The following is a 15,042-nucleotide window of genomic DNA, read 5'->3' as shown; positions in this document are numbered from 1 at the left end:
AAATTTTTAAACGATTTTTTGCTCGTCGCCGGCAGAGTAAATGTCAATCACGCGGCAGTCGCCACACATCTTTAAACGCTGCAACGCATCGCCTTGGAACATCGAGTGACCAGCCAGTTTGCCAATCATGGTTTCGATGCCTTTGAGCGTGCCAAAGGCCTTGCCGCAGCGCACGCAGCCGTAGGGCTGGGTTTCGTTCAGCACGCGCACTTCTTTGCGTTGTGGCGTGAGCAACAAGCGCGGCACAAGGCTGAGCGCGTTTTCAGGGCAAGTGCTAACGCACAAGCCACACTGCACGCAGTTCTTTTCAAAGAAGCGCAGTTGCGGTGCTTGTTGGTTGTCTTGCAGCGCATTGGCGGGGCAAGCACTGACGCAGCTCATGCACAAGGTGCAGCTGTCTTTGTTGACGTCGACCGAACCAAACAGCGAGCCGTCTTTGGGCAGCGCCAAGGCTTCGGGGGCCGCAGCGGTTTTCAAAACCGGCGCGTGTTCAAGCAAATGGTCAATCACCATGCTGAGCGTGCTGCGCTTTTCAGCCATCACAGCAAACGTGGCCAAAGGCACGGTGCTGCTCAAACGCTGTTTGCCAGTGGTGAGGCGTTGCAGCTCGGCGTCGAGATCCAAAGCTTGTGTGGCGTGCAACAACTGCACAGGCATTTGGCCAGCTTTGGCATAACCCAAACCTTCGAGCAGGGCCTGCGCTTGGCGCATTTGCGCCTGCAAACCGTCGGCGTATTGAGGCGCTTCTTCGGCCGTGTGCAGCACCAGCACTTGGGCTGCGCCATAGGCCAAAGCTGTCAGCCACACATCGAGCCCGAGGCTAGCGGTGTGCCACAACGACACGGGAATTACATGCGCTGGCAAGCCTTTGGCAACTTTGAGTTGCGCTGCACGTCCCAGCTCATTCACCAAAGCTTGGCCAGCCTCTTGGCTGTGTAACAAGATGACGGCGTCTTTGCCGCCTGCTTTTTGGTAGGTGTTCAGCAAGGTCTTGAGCTTGACGCCTTGCTCGCTGGCACGAGGATAGGCATAGGTCAATGCGCCTGTGGGGCACACCGTGGTGCATGCACCGCAGCCCACGCACAGGTTGGGGTTGACCTTGATTTGTTGGCGCGACTTGTCGGAGCTCACGGCTTCGGCAGAGCAAATGTCCACGCAGGCGTTGCAGCCCACTTGTTCGTTGCGGCTGTGGGCGCACAGCTTTTGTTTGTAGTCAAAAAACTTGGGCTTTTCAAACTCGCCCACCAGCTCACGTAAGCGCAACAGGTTGGCGGCGCTTGCACCGCGGAAATAGCCTTGCGGCAGTGCGTGGCGGTTAAACGCGGTTTGCTCACGCAAGTCAAGCACCAGGTCGAACTCGGCCGCTTCTTCTGTGGCCAAGCGTTGAAAGTTGATGGCACCCACCGCGCCGCAAGCGGTCACGCAATCGCGGTGCGCACTGCACTTGTTCAGGTCAATTTGGTAGTCAAGACCAATCGCTTGCTCGGGGCAGGCAGCCACGCAGGCGTTGCAACGTGTGCACAGGTCAAGGTCAATCGGGTTGTTGTTTTGCCAAGCTAATTTGAATGCACCCAGCCAGCCTTCCACACGCAGCACTTTGCCGCCCAACACGGGGTAGCGGCGGCTTTGCGCACCGCCTGCCATGCCCGCACCATGAGTGAAGATCGTCACATTCAGGGTGTCGGCCAGCAAGGCAGCAGCCTGTTCAGCCTCGTCAATTTGTCCCAAAATCAGCAAGCGTCCCGCACTTTTGAACGTGACCGTGGGCACTGGCTCTGGGTCGGGCAAGTGTGCGGCGGCTAATAGCGCAGCAATTTTGGGTGAGGCGTTTTTGGCGTCAACACTCCAGCCGCCGGTCTCACGGATGTTGACGAATTTGATGACCGATGTTTTGGCTTGCGCCTCCACAGCCAAGTCGCCAAACAGGCGCTGTTCTTGGGTGCAGGCCACCACCACGTCCTCCGTGCCTTGCACGGCTTGGATGAAAGCACCAGCCTCACGACGGCACAACGCGGTGTGCAGCGTGAGCGGCTCAGACAGGCTTTGGCTCAGCGCCTTCGGGTCCAGAGGTTGGGTCTGGTTGCAGTCGCAAATCAGCGTGGTCATGCGTGGTGGGCTCGGGGTTAAAAGTGTTCTCAGTAAGGTCGGACTGTGCCACGACTTTGGGATCTTCAGGGGCGGGTGTGTCACCCACGCGGGTTTCGGCCAGTTCCTCGGGCTCGTCATTAAACAAGTTCAAAGTCTTGGCACTGGTCATTTGGCGCAGCATAGCCAAGGGCAGCGGGTCGGGAATGCCGTAGTCATCGATGTAGATATCCAAGCCATCCATCACATTGAAGTGCGGGTCGGCAAACAGCTTTTTCATGGCCGCGTTTTTCACGTCGGGTGCGACGCCTCGGGCCATGAAGCCCGTGAAGTCGGAATCAGGGGTGAGTTGCTGGGTATCGGCCAAAGTTGGGGGTGGTTTTGCAGGTTGTGCATCCACGGCGGCGGTTGTTGGATGCGCCGATATTGGCAAATTCGGTGGCAAATTACCGAGCTGAGCTTCAACAGGCTTGGGCTCGTCCAAAGGGCGGCCCGCGCGTTCATCAACTTTGCGGCGCGACCAGCGGCTTAAAAAGCCAGCGGGGGTGTCATCGTCATTGGCCATGACCGCCTCCGTTGTGTTGACCACCACCGCGCATTTTTTCGGTGCTCACAGAAGCAGGGTTGCCAAAGCGGTCTTGCAAACTTCTAAAGCTATCGGGGCGCTTGCGGCGTTTGCTCTCCACCACCATGTGCTCGTCAATGAATTCACTCATCCAAGCCACCACTTCGGCGGGGGCCGGCACTTGGTCCACATTTTCTTGGGCGTCGAGCCAGCGACCAGCGTCGTGGTAGCTCAGGCTGACCATGGTGGGCACAGCCATCACGTCGTCACCAATGCTGGGCTCTTCTTCCATGCGCCACAACACAAACCAGCACGGCGCAGGTGACGAGGCGTTGAGGTAATAACCCTCGGCATCGTCTTTGAACAGCGCCACCGTGAAGCCGGGGTGCAACCAAATTTGCTCATCGTCAGTTTGGCGCATGCAGCGCGGCTCGGTGCCAAAGTGTTCGGCATGCGGCTGCACGTCGTGACCTGTGACGTCGTGCAGCACCCAACGCCAAGGCTGCCAACGGCTCATGTCACCAGGCACGCGCTCACGGCGCATGACCACGGCCACTTGTAGGCTGGGGCGCTGCGTCATGTTGGACATCAAGTCTCTTTAGAAATCTTGATGCTGGGGAATTTGCTGGAGAAGTCTTTGGCTTTCGACGCAATCTTCACCGCCACTTGGCGGGCGACCGCCTTGTAGATGCCAGCCATTTCGCCGTCGGGATCGGCCACCACCGTAGGCTTGCCGCTGTCGGCTTGCAGGCGAATTTGCATGTTGAGAGGCAACGCGCCAAGGTAGTCCATGCCGTCTTTTGCAGCCAACTTCTTGCCGCCATCGGCGCCAAAGATGTGTTCAATGTGGCCGCAGTTGGTGCACACGTGCACCGCCATGTTTTCGACCAAGCCGAGAATGGGCACGCCCACTTTTTCGAACATCTTGATGCCTTTTTTAGCATCGAGCAGCGCAATGTCTTGCGGCGTGGTGACGATCACCGCGCCCGTCATGGGCACGCGCTGGCTGAGCGTGAGCTGAATGTCGCCGGTACCGGGTGGCATGTCGACGATCAAATAGTCCAAAGCCTTCCAGTTGGTTTGGCGCAGCAACTGCTCCAGCGCTTGGGTGGCCATGGGGCCGCGCCAAATCATGGCTTCGTCTTGGTCCACCAAGAAGCCGATGGACATGACTTGCACGCCATAGTTTTCCATGGGGTCCATGGTCTGGCCGTCACTGCTCTCGGGGCGGCCTTCGATGCCCATCATCATGGGCTGGCTGGGGCCGTAAATGTCGGCATCCAGCAAACCCACGCTGGCACCTTCGGCGGCCAAGGCCAGGGCCAAGTTGGCGGCGGTGGTGCTTTTGCCTACGCCGCCTTTGCCCGAGGCCACAGCAATGATGTTTTTGACTTGCGGCAACAAAGCCACACCGCGCTGCGCAGCGTGCGCCACGATGTTCATGCTGATGTTGGCAGACACGTTGTCGACGCCCGCCACGCTTTTGGCCGCAGCAATCAGCTCTTTACGAAAAATGGGAATCTGACTTTTGGCGGGGTAGCCCAGCACCACGTCAAACGACACATCGCTGCCGTTGATCTGCAGGTTCTTCAGTGCTTTGGTGGTGACAAAGTCTTTACCCGTGTTGGGGTCAATCACGGTTTGCAGGGCTGCGTGTAGTGCTTGTTCAGTCAGGGCCATAAGAATTCTTTTACATAAGGAGGAATGCGCGCAAGTCTAGCGCGGGGTCGGCCGCTGGTCGTGCAGACCCAACAGGAAGATGGATTTAGTTTTTCCGCGCCACCCAATAAGCCGCGCCTTCAGCGCCATAAAGCTCGTCATGTGGCACGTTAGGCTCAAGCTCAAAAATAGAGCCCGGCACCAAGTGCTGGGTATGGCCGTTCATGGTCAGCCACATCTCGCCGCGCGTGAGCAAGGCATGCACGCCAAACGGATGGGTATGGGTGTCCAGCACGGTGTTGGGCGACCATTCGCGTTCGATCACCTCGTCAAAACCAGCGGCTAGGGCTTTTTGGCGGAATTCGTCAAAGCTGGGTAAGTTCATGCGCGCATTCTGCTGGAACTAAAATCGACCCCTTCGCCTTAAGGTCTTGTTCTCAAATGTCCCAGCGCCAGCTCTTCGTCACCACCGCACTGCCCTACGCCAACGGCAACTTCCACATCGGCCACATCATGGAGTACATCCAGGCCGACATCTGGGTGCGTTTCCAGCGAATGCAGGGCCACAAGGTCGATTTCGTGTGCGCGGACGACACGCATGGCGCGCCCATCATGATCGCCGCCGAGAAGGCCGGCGTCACACCCCAGCAGTTTGTGGCCCACATCGCCTCAGGCCGCAAGCCCTATTTGGACGGCTTTCACATCGCGTTTGACAACTGGCACAGCACCGATGCACCTGAGAACCACGAGTTGGCTCAACAGATTTACCGTGACTTGCGCGACATCCCAGAGTCAGAAGGCGGCTCGTTGATTGAGCGGCGCACGATTGACCAGTTCTTCGACCCAGAAAAGAACATGTTCTTGCCCGACCGCTTTATCAAAGGCGAATGCCCCAAGTGCCACGCCAAAGAGCAATACGGCGACAACTGCGAGCTGTGCGGCGCGGTTTACGCCCCCACCGACCTGATCAACCCCTTCTCCGCTTTGTCCGGCGCTAAGCCTGAGATGAAAAGCTCGGAACACTTCTTCTTCAAACTGTCAGACCCGCGATGCGTGGCGTTTTTGGAAAAGTGGACACAAGACAAAGACGAAAGTGGCAAGCCACGGCTGCAACCCGAAGTAGCCAACAAGGTCAAAGAATGGTTTAGCGTGCGCACCAACGTCGATGGCACCACCAGCGAAGGCTTGGGCGACTGGGACATCTCGCGTGATGCACCTTACTTTGGCATCGAAATTCCGGATGCCCCTGGCAAATACTTTTATGTATGGCTCGACGCGCCCGTGGGCTACTTGGCCTCGCTGAAAAACTTGCTCGATAAGCGCCGATCCTTAGATTCGAAACGCCCTGACTACGACGCCTACATGGCCAACCCCGAGCTAGAGCAGTACCACTTCATCGGCAAAGACATCGTCACCTTCCACACCTTGTTCTGGCCCGCCATGCTGCACTTTAGCGGTCGCAAAACGCCCAACAACGTGTTTGTGCACGGCTTCCTCACTGTTAACAACGGCGAGAAGATGAGCAAAAGCCGAGGCACGGGCCTGGATCCGCTCAAGTATCTGAGCCTCGGCATGAACCCCGAGTGGCTGCGCTACTACTTGGCCACCAAGCTGAACAACAAGAATGAAGACATCGACTTCAACGCCGAAGACTTCATGCTGCGCGTGAACAGCGATTTGATTGGCAAGTTTGTCAACATTGCATCGCGTGCGGCGGGCTTCTTGACCAAGCGCTTTGAAGGCAAATTGACGCCGTCATTTGACGAGCAAGGCACGGCGTTGCTGAGCGACATTCACGCGGCCAAAGACAGCATTGCCCATGCCTACGACGCACGCGAGTACGGCAAAGCCGCCCGCGAAATCATGTTGCTGGCCGACAAGGTTAATTCGTACGTGGACCAACACAAGCCTTGGGACTTGGCCAAAGATACAGCCAACAACGAAGCCTTGCACCAAGTGTGTTCGTTGCTTATCAATGCCTTTACAGAGTTGAGCCGCTACTTGGCACCTGTGTTGCCGTCACTCGCGCAAGCGGTCGAAACTTTCACCGGCGCTTCCATGCAAAACTGGTCGACCACTGGCCACGTGACCCACATTCAACCCTACCAACACCTCATGCAACGCGTCACGCCCGAACAACTCGAAGCTCTGTTTGAACCACCCGCTGTCTTGGAAGAAAAAGTCACTCCCGGCGGCGAACCCATCGCCCCCACCATCAGCATCGACGACTTTGCCAAGATCGATTTGCGCATTGCCGAAATCGTCAACTGCGAAGCGGTGGAAGGCTCGACCAAGCTGCTACGTCTCACGCTCGATGTGGGCGAAGGTAAAACACGAAACGTCTTTTCAGGCGTCGCCAGCATGTACAAACCCGAAGACCTCAAGGGCAAGCTCACCGTGATGGTGGCCAACTTGGCCCCGCGCAAGATGAAGTTTGGCGTCAGCGAAGGCATGGTGCTTGCCGCCAGCCACGCCGACGAAAAAGCCGAGCCCGGCATCTATGTGCTGCACCCATGGCCCGGAGCAAAGCCCGGCATGAGGATTCATTAACTCTCATGTTTAACTTTTTTCGCCCCCACGTTGTTGATTCGCTAAAAGGCTACACGCGCCAGCGTTTTTACCAAGATGTGGGCGCGGGCATCACGGTGGGGGTGGTAGCGCTTCCCCTGGCCATGGCGTTTGCCATTGCGTCGGGGCTCAAGCCTGAGGCGGGTTTGTTCACCGCCATCATTGCTGGGTTTTTAATCTCCGCCTTGGGTGGCAGCCGCGTGCAGATTGGTGGGCCAGCGGGTGCGTTCATCGTCATCGTGTACGGCATCTTGGAGCGCTACGGCCTGGCCAACCTCATCATTGCCACCGCCATGTCGGGAGTGATTTTGTTTTTCATGGGCTTGCTGCGATTGGGCACGCTGATTCGCTTCATTCCCGTGGCTGTTGTGATTGGGTTTACCAACGGCATTGCGGTGCTCATCATCGTGTCACAACTCAAAGACTTTTTGGGTATGCCCATCACCAGCATGCCTGCCGATTTTTTTGGCATCTTGCACACGATCAACGCCAACCTCAGCAGTTACAACGGCGAGGCCTTGGGCTTGGCCGTGGTCTGCTTGGCGGTGTTGGCGTTTTGGCAGTTGGCTTTGCCACGCATGGCCAGGGGCATGCCCAGCACCAAAAGTTTTGCCACCATCCCTGGCTCCATCGTGGTGCTGGTGGGTGCCACCGTGGCAGCAAAAATGATGGGGCTCGAAGTCGACACCATCGCCTCACGCTTTGGCAGTATTCCCAGCAACTTACCCACTTTTGCGTGGCCGGCGTTCAGCTGGGACACCGCCAAGTTCTTGCTCATTCCCGCCACCACACTGGCCTTGTTGGGCTCGATCGAGTCGCTCTTGTGCGCCCGCATTGCCGACCAAATGATGGCCGACGGCCCCTACGGCGACCGCCACGATGCCAACCAAGAGCTGATGGCCCAAGGCATTGCCAACATCATCACGCCATTTTTTGGCGGTATGCCCGCCACAGGCACGATTGCCCGCACCGTGACCAACGTGAAAAACGGTGGCAACAGCCCCGTGGCGGGCATGGTGCATGCGGCCACGCTGCTTCTGGTCATGCTGGTGGCCGCACCCCTGGCGGGGGATGTGCCACTGGCCGCGCTGTCGGCCATCCTAATGTTTGTCGCTTGGAACATGGGCGAGTGGCGTGAATTTGTGCACCTACGCCAGTTCCGTCTGCCCTACCGCGCCACGTTGTTGTCGGTGTTTTTGCTCACCGTCATCCTCGATTTAACGGTGGCGGTCGAGGTCGGCCTGATGGCCGCTTGCCTCACCTTCATCTACCGCATCTCTAGCCTTAGCCGTGTCGAGCAGGTGCAAGCCCAAGCCTTTCCTGAACTCGTGGGCCATGAAACAGATGTCCATGCCCACCGTCTGTATGGCGCTTTGTTTTTTGGGGCGGTCAAACTGGTGGAGGCGATTGAAGAAACCCTGCCGTCACAAGCCGTGGTGCTGGACCTGAAAAACCTCATCTATGTCGACTCGTCGGGCGCCGACGCCTTGCTGGCCCTGGTGCGAACGTGCAAGAAAAAAAAGGTACGCCTCATTTTGTCTGGCTTGGACCACCAGCCGCTGGACATGGCGAAGCGCAGCGGTTTGCTGCACGCCTTACCTGACACAGACCTTGTGGCCGATTTGAGCCACGGTTTGGCCATGGCCCTCGGTCGTTAAAATTCATGCAATTTCAAGATAGCCAATTAGGAACTTCACCATGTCAATTTTTCAACGTGACAGCTACACCTCCGAAGTCACTCAGTTCATCGAGTCGCTCAAGGCCAACAAGCCCACACTCGAAAAAGAACAGCGCGATGGCCGCGCTTTGTTGTGGGACAAACAAGTAAACACCGAAATTCAGCAAGACAACGCAGCGGGCCGCGTGGCGCAAAAGCCTTACCCCTATCAAACCAACGCATAACCATCCGTGCATCCTGCCGACTCCACCCTGCCTAACGACGAGGCGCGCATCTCCTCTGTGATGCCAGAGGTGATCGACAACGTGGCCGTGGCCCGCCTATATGGCGAGCCACTGTTTGCCATGCCGCAGGATTTGTACATTCCGCCAGATGCGTTAGAAGTTTTCCTCGAGGCCTTCCAAGGTCCGCTGGACTTGCTGCTGTACCTCATCCGCAAGCAAAACTTCAACATCCTCGACATTCCCATGGCAGCGCTCACGCGCCAGTATCTGAGCTATGTGGACGAAATTCGCACGCGCAACCTAGAGCTGGCCGCCGAATACCTGCTAATGGCCGCCATGCTGATTGAAATCAAATCACGCATGCTTCTGCCGCCCAAAAAGGTGGCAGAAGGCCAAGAACCCGAAGACCCCCGCGCCGAGCTGGTGCGCCGCTTGCTCGAATACGAGCAAATGAAGCTGGCCGCCGCCAAGCTCAACGAAGTACCGCAATTTGGCCGCGATTTTTTGCGCGCGCAGGTCTATATCGAACAGTCGCTGCAACCGCGCTTTCCTGATGTGCATGTGGTCGAGCTGCAGCAGGCGTGGGCCGACATTTTGAGGCGTGCCAAGCTGGTACAGCACCACAAAATCACTCGCGAAGAGTTGTCGGTGCGCGAACACATGAGCATCGTGCTGCGCCGCCTGCAAGGCCAACGCTTTGTCGAATTCGAAAAATTATTCGACGCCGAAAAAGGCGTGCCCGTGTTGGTGGTGACCTTCATCGCCTTGCTTGAGTTAGCCAAAGAAACGCTGATTGAAATCACGCAGGCTGAGGCTTTCGCACCGATTTATGTGCGCTTGGCCTACACACCCACGTAAACTCCAACCTCTCAGCAACACAGGACTGGCTTTGCGCCACACCGTTCTATGAGCAATACCCACGCCTCGCCTTACGGCACTTTGCCCCCCGCCTCCCCCGTGGCGGCCCGCAAGCCCATCAGCCTGCCACGACTGAACGAGCTGCGCGCTCGGAATGAAAAAATCACCATGCTCACCGCGTATGACGCCACCTTTGCCGCCGTGGCCGATGCGGCGGGCGTGGAATGCATTTTGGTGGGCGACTCGCTGGGCATGGTCTGCCAAGGCTTGGGTAGCACCGTGGGCGTCACCCTAGACACCATGCGCTACCACGTCGAAAGCGTGGCCCGTGGCATACGCCGCGTGCAAGGCACAGCGTGGATCATTGGCGACCTGCCCTTTGGCAGCTACCAAGAAACCAAAGAGCAAGCCCTGCGCAGCGCCACCGTGTTGATGCAGGCAGGTGCGCACATGGTGAAGCTCGAAGGCGGCGGCTGGACCACCGACATCGTGCATTTTTTGGTTGAGCGCGGAATTCCTGTGTGCGCACATTTGGGCCTCACCCCCCAAACCGTGCACGCCTTGGGCGGCTATCGCGTACAAGGTCGCGGCGACTCGGCCACCCAGCTGCGCCAAGAAGCCATCGCGCTGCAAGACGCAGGCGCCTCCATGCTGGTGCTAGAAATGGTGCCCGAACCCTTGTCGACCGCCCTGACCCAAGAACTGCCAACCTGCCACACCATTGGCATTGGCGCGGGCAACGGCACGGCGGGCCAAGTGCTGGTGATGCATGACATGCTGGGCGTCAACTTGGGCAAGAACCCCAAGTTCGTGCACAACTTCATGGAAGGCCAAGCCAGCGTGCAAGCCGCCATGAGCGCCTATGTGGCCGCCGTCAAAGGTGGCACCTTCCCCGATAACGCCAAACACGCTTGGACCTGAACGCGCCCCAAGCCCTTTCTTTCGTCTCATGCAAATCGTTCATACCCTCGCGGAGCTACGCCGCGCTTTAAAGCCCGCCGCCCTGCGTGCCTTTGTGCCCACCATGGGCAATTTGCACCAAGGCCACCTTGATCTGATGCAACTGGCGCGCCAAGAGGTGGACAAACGTGCAGGTGACAACAAGCACCATAGTGCTGGCATGACCGTGGCCAGCATCTTCGTCAACCGCCTGCAATTTGGCCCCCACGAAGACTTTGACACCTACCCCCGCACCCTAGAAAACGACTGCGCCATGCTGAAGGCCAATGGCTGCGACCTGGTGTTTGCCCCGAGCGAAAAAGACCTCTACCCCGACCCCCAAGTGTTCAAGGTGCATCCGCCTGCAGAGCTATCTGACATCTTGGAAGGCGCATTTCGCCCCGGTTTCTTTGTGGGCGTGAGCACCGTGGTGCACAAGCTCTTCAACATCGTGCAGCCCGACTTGGCCGTGTTTGGCAAGAAAGACTACCAACAGCTGATGGTCATCCGCCGCATGGTGCAGCAAATGGCCTTGCCCATCGAGATCATCGGGGGCGAAACCCGCCGCGCCGAAGATGGCCTAGCCCTCAGCTCACGCAACGGCTACCTCAGCCCCGAAGAACGCGCCGAGGCGGTGCAGCTGTCAATGGCATTGAAGAGTTTGGCTGCGGCAGCCCGAACGGGCAATGCGGCTGGCGAGTTGGACGTGGAGGCGATCGAAGCCGCTGCGATGCAAGCGCTGCGTGCGCGTGGCTGGCAACCTGACTACCTCACGGTGCGCCGTCAACATGATTTGTCTCCTGTCAGCGGCACTTGCGCTGAACCCTTGGTGGTGTTGGGTGCGGCTAAATTGGGCAAGACGCGCTTGATTGATAACCTCGAAGTTTGAGGTTTTTCTTCTGCTTCGTTGGTGGTGCTTGTGGTGGTTTTTCTCCGGCTAAGGCCGTATGCGTGAGGCACGGCGGCCGCCTCATGCTGGAGTACCAGAAATCGTTGGCCGCCGCACCTCACGCACACGACTTTGTGATCGGGAAAATCTTCGATTGAAGGAATGCCGCGCTGACGAAATTCATCCGCGCCAAAAGTTTTAAAACACTCATTTGTCGGCCGCAGACTTCTCGTCTAGGGAATGAGCGGGTGACGATTTCTGGTACCCCAGCATGAGGAACTCGCTCATTCCCTAGGCGAGAAGCGAGCTCAGCCAAGAAAATTATTTCTTCAAAGTCTCACGCTCTTGACGGTATCGGTCGTAGTTAGGCAAAGCCTCGTCGTCCTGCCCCGTCCCCGCCGATTTGGCACGTTCATTGGCGCGAATGCCTTCGTAAAACGATTGTTCGCTCACCGAGCCGCAGCTGCTAAGCAGACAACACAGCAGCAAAACGAAACGCATCAGAACCGAAAGCCTACGGCCAAACGCGTGATGTTGGCCTGTGTGTAGTTGGCTTTTTGATCGTAAGCAACGCGCACAAAATAATCACGCATTTCCAAGGTCGTGGCCAGCCCGTTACCGCTGACTCTGGCCTCGCCAGCTTCGCTGGCGCCAGAACGATGAAACGCGTCGACCACCAAGCTCACAGAATTTGGCATAGAGCCGCGCCACACCAAATGCGTCACGCGCTGACCTGTGTTGAATCGGTCATCAAAAATTTGAAACAACGAAATTTGTCCAATTTGGCGCTGCGAATATGTGCCGCCCCACAACACGGAATCATTTGGGTCAAAGTTCAAATTGACATAGGGCTTGGCATTGGTGCGCCCCCAGCCCAACAGTGGAGACAAACCCTCGACGTTGTCTTGTTTGCCATCCCACGTGAGGCTGCCACCCACAAAGCCGCCGCTGGCCACTTGCAAGGAATAAATCAATTTACCGTAGGAAGCCAGGTCCATCGCCCGCTCTGCGCCTAAACGGGACTGTTTGAAGTTGGTGAGTTCTTGGTAATAACCGAACCAAAACCGGGTGTCTTTGGTGCTACCTCGCAGGTTGACATCGGTGGAAGTGTCTTTGGTCACGGAGTCTTGGTACGTGCCCAGGGTGGCTTTCCAAGTCACGGGCTGCCCCTCTTTCATCGAGGTTACATCCTGCGTATTGACTCGGTCTTGGTTTGCAAGCGCGCTGGGACTCACCCAGCAAACCGCCAATGACATCAAGAAAAAAATGAATTTAATTTTCACCTTTGGCTCCTCGTCCCATCAATAAAGCCACAGCTTGCGCGGATGTGATTTGCCCATCTAGCAATGCGACCACGGCTTGCGCGATGGGCATGTCCACGCCCAAGTGCTGCGCACGTTGCACCACGGTGCGGGCGCAATACACGCCTTCAGCCACATGGCCCAGTGAATCCACCGCTTGTTGCAGCGTCATACCTTGGGCCAAGGCCAGGCCCACTTTGCGGTTGCGGCTCAGATCACCGGTGGCGGTGAGCACCAAGTCTCCTAAGCCAGACAAGCCCATGAAGGTTTCGGTTTTGGCACCCAGCGCCACGCCCAAGCGTGTCATTTCGGCCAAGCCGCGTGTGATGAGTGCGGCGCGTGCATTGAGGCCAAGCTGCAAGCCATCGCACAAACCTGTGGCGATAGCCAACACGTTTTTCACCGCGCCACCCACCTCTACGCCCACGATGTCGTCGTTGGCGTACACGCGCAGGCTGTGGTTGTGAAAGGCTTGCACCATGGCATCACGCGCGGCAGGGTCGCTGCTGGCGGCCACCAAGGCGGTGGGCATGCCGCGTGCCACTTCTTGCGCAAAGCTGGGGCCGCTCAAAGCACCGCCACGCAATGCGGGGGCCACTTGGGCCTTGACTTCGTGGGCCATCAAGCCAATGCTTTTTTGTAATGCATCTGCGGCTGATGCGTCGGCTTGCGCCGCCTCAAAGCCTTTACACAACCAAGCCACAGGCACGCTGTCGCCCAAGATGGGCGCGAGCTGCGTCAGCATGCCGCGCAGGCTGCTCATGGGTGAGCCAATGACGACCAAGTCTTGCTCGGCCAGCCAGGCCCCGAGGGGTGCTGAAGACACTTGCACGCCTGCGGTGAAGGGCTGCTCAGGCAAGTAGCGCGTGTTCACACGCTCGGCTTGCATGGCTTGCGCTTGGGGCACATCGCGTGCCCACAACGCCACGGTGTGGTGTGCGCCAGCGTTGATCGCCAGCGCCGTGCCCCACGCGCCTGCACCTAAAACGGCAATCTTCATATCGACGGCCTAGGGCGTGAAATTACTGAACTGAGCCAGCGGCTTGTTGCTGCTGTTGTTCGTACATGGCTTGGAAGTTTATTTCTGCCAAGTGCACAGGCGGGAAGCCCGCGCGTTGAATCACGTCAGCCACGTTGCCGCGCAGGTAGGGATAAATGATTTGTGGACAAGCAATGCCAATGACGGGCCCCATTTGGTCTTCAGGCAAGTTGCGCACTTCAAAAATGCCTGCTTGCTTGGCCTCGACCAAGAACACCACGTTGTCTTCAATCTTGGTGGTCACGGTGGCAGTCACCGTCACTTCCACAATGCCTTCAGCCACTTGCTCAACACCCACAGCCAGTTGAATGTCTACCGAAGGTTGTTCGGTGCTGGTCAGGATGGCGGGGGAGTTGGGTTGCTCCAAAGACAGGTCTTTCAAATAGACGCGTTGAATTTGAAACACGGGTGTGGCTTGTTCTTCTGACATGGTGATTTCCTAAAACAAAAAAAGCCCGCATCGGCAGAACCGAAGCGGGCAGCAAATCGGGATGGCTGAATTATGTCAGCTCAAGATTGCAGCAATGCGACCAAGCCGCCCTTGGCGTCCAAGGCCATCAAGTCGTCACAGCCCCCCACATGCGTGTCGCCAATGAAGATTTGCGGCACCGTGCGGCGGCCTGTGACTTCCATCATGTAGGCGCGCGCCTGCGCGTCGATGTCGATGCGAATTTCTTCAATCTCAGACACGCCTTTGGCGTTGAGCAGCTGCTTGGCTCGGATGCAAAATGGGCAAACAGCGGTGGTGTACATCTTGACAACGGGCATGACAGGTTCTCCGAGGTAATTCAAGCCAAAAATTAAACTTTGGCAATAGGCAGATTAGCTTCTTTCCATGCTTTCAGCCCGCCGTGCAGCGAATGCACCTTCTCGTAACCCAGCTTTTGCGCAATGGCTTGGGCGCGTTTAGAACGCGCACCTGCTGCACACACCATGATGACGGGTGTACTTTTATTTTTCACTGCCTTGATCAATCGCGACTCCAACTCATCCAGGGGCACGTTCACCGCGCCTTTGATGTGGCTTTTCGCAAACTCATCAGCAGCACACACATCCACCACCACGCCCTTTTCACGGTTGATGCATTGCACCGTCTCAGTGGGTGAGATGCCGGTAGCAGCGGCGCCTTGCACTACAGGCAGCAGCAAAAAGAAACCAGAGCTCAGGGCGATGGTGATCAACATCCAGTTGTCGAGGAGAAATTTCACAGAGTAATCCAGTTCAAAAAAGCAAAAAG

Annotated in this window: 17 protein-coding genes; 6 read left to right on the top strand and 11 right to left on the bottom strand. The window is 57.4% G+C overall.

The features are described from left to right. Nucleotides 1–6: 6 nt before the first annotated feature. The 5 genes from ABWP81_RS07235 to ABWP81_RS07215 all read right to left on the bottom strand — a co-directional run bounded on the left by ABWP81_RS07235 (nucleotide 7) and on the right by ABWP81_RS07215 (nucleotide 4,694). Complete coding sequence (locus ABWP81_RS07235; protein ID WP_353140693.1) at nucleotides 7–2,106, bottom strand: 4Fe-4S dicluster domain-containing protein; 2,100 nt, start codon at nucleotides 2,104–2,106, stop codon at nucleotides 7–9. Continuing rightward, on the bottom strand, nucleotides 2,033–2,650 hold the full coding sequence (locus ABWP81_RS07230) for a DUF3306 domain-containing protein (protein ID WP_353140690.1): 618 nt from the start codon (nucleotides 2,648–2,650) through the stop codon (nucleotides 2,033–2,035). The genes ABWP81_RS07235 and ABWP81_RS07230 overlap by 74 nt, the downstream gene beginning before the upstream one ends. Then, nucleotides 2,640–3,230 (bottom strand): DUF3305 domain-containing protein, encoded by a 591-nt coding sequence (locus tag ABWP81_RS07225; protein WP_502905521.1) that lies wholly within the window; start codon nucleotides 3,228–3,230, stop codon nucleotides 2,640–2,642. Before ABWP81_RS07225 ends, ABWP81_RS07230 begins: the two co-directional genes overlap by 11 nt. An 8-nt stretch (nucleotides 3,231–3,238) precedes the next feature. Further along, on the bottom strand, nucleotides 3,239–4,330 hold the full coding sequence (gene apbC, locus ABWP81_RS07220; RefSeq protein WP_353131562.1) for an iron-sulfur cluster carrier protein ApbC: 1,092 nt from the start codon (nucleotides 4,328–4,330) through the stop codon (nucleotides 3,239–3,241). Between the two features lie 85 nt (nucleotides 4,331–4,415). Next, nucleotides 4,416–4,694: a cupin domain-containing protein gene (locus ABWP81_RS07215; RefSeq protein WP_353140687.1), complete on the bottom strand. Its 279-nt coding sequence runs from the start codon at nucleotides 4,692–4,694 to the stop codon at nucleotides 4,416–4,418. A gap of 56 nt (nucleotides 4,695–4,750) precedes the next feature. On the opposite strand from ABWP81_RS07215, the gene metG reads away from it, so the two are divergent. The 6 genes from metG to panC are packed head-to-tail and all read left to right on the top strand — an operon-like array spanning nucleotide 4,751 to nucleotide 11,465. Beyond that, a complete protein-coding gene (metG, locus tag ABWP81_RS07210; protein WP_353140684.1) occupies nucleotides 4,751–6,859 on the top strand; it encodes a methionine--tRNA ligase in 2,109 nt (702 codons plus the stop codon). A gap of 5 nt (nucleotides 6,860–6,864) precedes the next feature. Further along, the gene (locus ABWP81_RS07205; RefSeq protein WP_353140681.1) at nucleotides 6,865–8,535 is read left to right on the top strand and encodes a SulP family inorganic anion transporter; all 1,671 of its coding nucleotides are present in this window, start codon (nucleotides 6,865–6,867) and stop codon (nucleotides 8,533–8,535) included. A 40-nt stretch (nucleotides 8,536–8,575) separates the two neighbouring features. Continuing rightward, a complete protein-coding gene (locus tag ABWP81_RS07200) occupies nucleotides 8,576–8,779 on the top strand; it encodes a DUF3460 family protein (RefSeq protein WP_353131567.1) in 204 nt (67 codons plus the stop codon). A gap of 60 nt (nucleotides 8,780–8,839) precedes the next feature. Next, nucleotides 8,840–9,637 (top strand): segregation and condensation protein A, encoded by a 798-nt coding sequence (locus ABWP81_RS07195; protein WP_353140720.1) that lies wholly within the window; start codon nucleotides 8,840–8,842, stop codon nucleotides 9,635–9,637. 48 nt (nucleotides 9,638–9,685) lie between these two features. Next, nucleotides 9,686–10,558, top strand: a complete 873-nt coding sequence (panB, locus tag ABWP81_RS07190) for a 3-methyl-2-oxobutanoate hydroxymethyltransferase (RefSeq protein WP_353131568.1) — start codon at nucleotides 9,686–9,688, stop codon at nucleotides 10,556–10,558. 28 nt (nucleotides 10,559–10,586) lie between these two features. Next, entirely contained in the window at nucleotides 10,587–11,465 is an 879-nt protein-coding gene (gene panC, locus ABWP81_RS07185; RefSeq protein WP_353140678.1) for a pantoate--beta-alanine ligase, read from the top strand. A 321-nt stretch (nucleotides 11,466–11,786) separates the two neighbouring features. Here panC and ABWP81_RS07180 read toward each other — a convergent pair whose 3' ends face one another. From ABWP81_RS07180 to ABWP81_RS07155, 6 genes are all read right to left on the bottom strand, one after another. Then, a complete protein-coding gene (locus ABWP81_RS07180) occupies nucleotides 11,787–11,966 on the bottom strand; it encodes a hypothetical protein (RefSeq protein WP_353140675.1) in 180 nt (59 codons plus the stop codon). After that, complete coding sequence (locus tag ABWP81_RS07175) at nucleotides 11,966–12,625, bottom strand: hypothetical protein (protein ID WP_353140672.1); 660 nt, start codon at nucleotides 12,623–12,625, stop codon at nucleotides 11,966–11,968. The genes ABWP81_RS07180 and ABWP81_RS07175 overlap by 1 nt, the downstream gene beginning before the upstream one ends. Before the next feature lie 112 nt (nucleotides 12,626–12,737). Next, the gene (locus ABWP81_RS07170) at nucleotides 12,738–13,766 is read right to left on the bottom strand and encodes an NAD(P)H-dependent glycerol-3-phosphate dehydrogenase (RefSeq protein WP_353140669.1); all 1,029 of its coding nucleotides are present in this window, start codon (nucleotides 13,764–13,766) and stop codon (nucleotides 12,738–12,740) included. 22 nt (nucleotides 13,767–13,788) lie between these two features. Then, nucleotides 13,789–14,235 carry a protein-export chaperone SecB gene (secB, locus tag ABWP81_RS07165; RefSeq protein WP_353131573.1) on the bottom strand — a complete coding sequence of 149 codons (447 nt, stop codon included), beginning with the start codon at nucleotides 14,233–14,235 and terminating at the stop codon, nucleotides 13,789–13,791. Between the two features lie 80 nt (nucleotides 14,236–14,315). Further along, nucleotides 14,316–14,573: a glutaredoxin 3 gene (gene grxC / locus ABWP81_RS07160; RefSeq protein ID WP_353131574.1), complete on the bottom strand. Its 258-nt coding sequence runs from the start codon at nucleotides 14,571–14,573 to the stop codon at nucleotides 14,316–14,318. 32 nt (nucleotides 14,574–14,605) lie between these two features. Further along, nucleotides 14,606–15,013: a rhodanese-like domain-containing protein gene (locus ABWP81_RS07155; protein WP_353140667.1), complete on the bottom strand. Its 408-nt coding sequence runs from the start codon at nucleotides 15,011–15,013 to the stop codon at nucleotides 14,606–14,608. Nucleotides 15,014–15,042: the final 29 nt, after the last annotated feature.

Origin of the sequence: Limnohabitans sp., from assembly GCF_040401135.1 — a bacterium.
Classification (GTDB): Bacteria; Pseudomonadota; Gammaproteobacteria; order Burkholderiales; family Burkholderiaceae_C; genus Limnohabitans.
The sequence above is the reverse complement of the archived record's forward strand: the minus strand, read 5'-3'. Positions and strand labels throughout refer to the sequence as shown.

What these genes read in the sequence shown, in the direction of transcription:
- ABWP81_RS07235 (WP_353140693.1), bottom strand. Translation starts at nt 2,106, where the DNA reads ATGACCACGCTGATTTGCGACTGCAACCAGACCCAACCTCTGGACCCG.
- ABWP81_RS07230 (WP_353140690.1), bottom strand. Translation starts at nt 2,650, where the DNA reads ATGGCCAATGACGATGACACCCCCGCTGGCTTTTTAAGCCGCTGGTCG.
- ABWP81_RS07225 (WP_502905521.1), bottom strand. Translation starts at nt 3,230, where the DNA reads ATGACGCAGCGCCCCAGCCTACAAGTGGCCGTGGTCATGCGCCGTGAG.
- apbC (WP_353131562.1), bottom strand. Translation starts at nt 4,330, where the DNA reads ATGGCCCTGACTGAACAAGCACTACACGCAGCCCTGCAAACCGTGATT.
- ABWP81_RS07215 (WP_353140687.1), bottom strand. Translation starts at nt 4,694, where the DNA reads ATGAACTTACCCAGCTTTGACGAATTCCGCCAAAAAGCCCTAGCCGCT.
- metG (WP_353140684.1), top strand. Translation starts at nt 4,751, where the DNA reads ATGTCCCAGCGCCAGCTCTTCGTCACCACCGCACTGCCCTACGCCAAC.
- ABWP81_RS07205 (WP_353140681.1), top strand. Translation starts at nt 6,865, where the DNA reads ATGTTTAACTTTTTTCGCCCCCACGTTGTTGATTCGCTAAAAGGCTAC.
- ABWP81_RS07200 (WP_353131567.1), top strand. Translation starts at nt 8,576, where the DNA reads ATGTCAATTTTTCAACGTGACAGCTACACCTCCGAAGTCACTCAGTTC.
- ABWP81_RS07195 (WP_353140720.1), top strand. Translation starts at nt 8,840, where the DNA reads ATGCCAGAGGTGATCGACAACGTGGCCGTGGCCCGCCTATATGGCGAG.
- panB (WP_353131568.1), top strand. Translation starts at nt 9,686, where the DNA reads ATGAGCAATACCCACGCCTCGCCTTACGGCACTTTGCCCCCCGCCTCC.
- panC (WP_353140678.1), top strand. Translation starts at nt 10,587, where the DNA reads ATGCAAATCGTTCATACCCTCGCGGAGCTACGCCGCGCTTTAAAGCCC.
- ABWP81_RS07180 (WP_353140675.1), bottom strand. Translation starts at nt 11,966, where the DNA reads ATGCGTTTCGTTTTGCTGCTGTGTTGTCTGCTTAGCAGCTGCGGCTCG.
- ABWP81_RS07170 (WP_353140669.1), bottom strand. Translation starts at nt 13,766, where the DNA reads ATGAAGATTGCCGTTTTAGGTGCAGGCGCGTGGGGCACGGCGCTGGCG.
- secB (WP_353131573.1), bottom strand. Translation starts at nt 14,235, where the DNA reads ATGTCAGAAGAACAAGCCACACCCGTGTTTCAAATTCAACGCGTCTAT.
- grxC (WP_353131574.1), bottom strand. Translation starts at nt 14,573, where the DNA reads ATGCCCGTTGTCAAGATGTACACCACCGCTGTTTGCCCATTTTGCATC.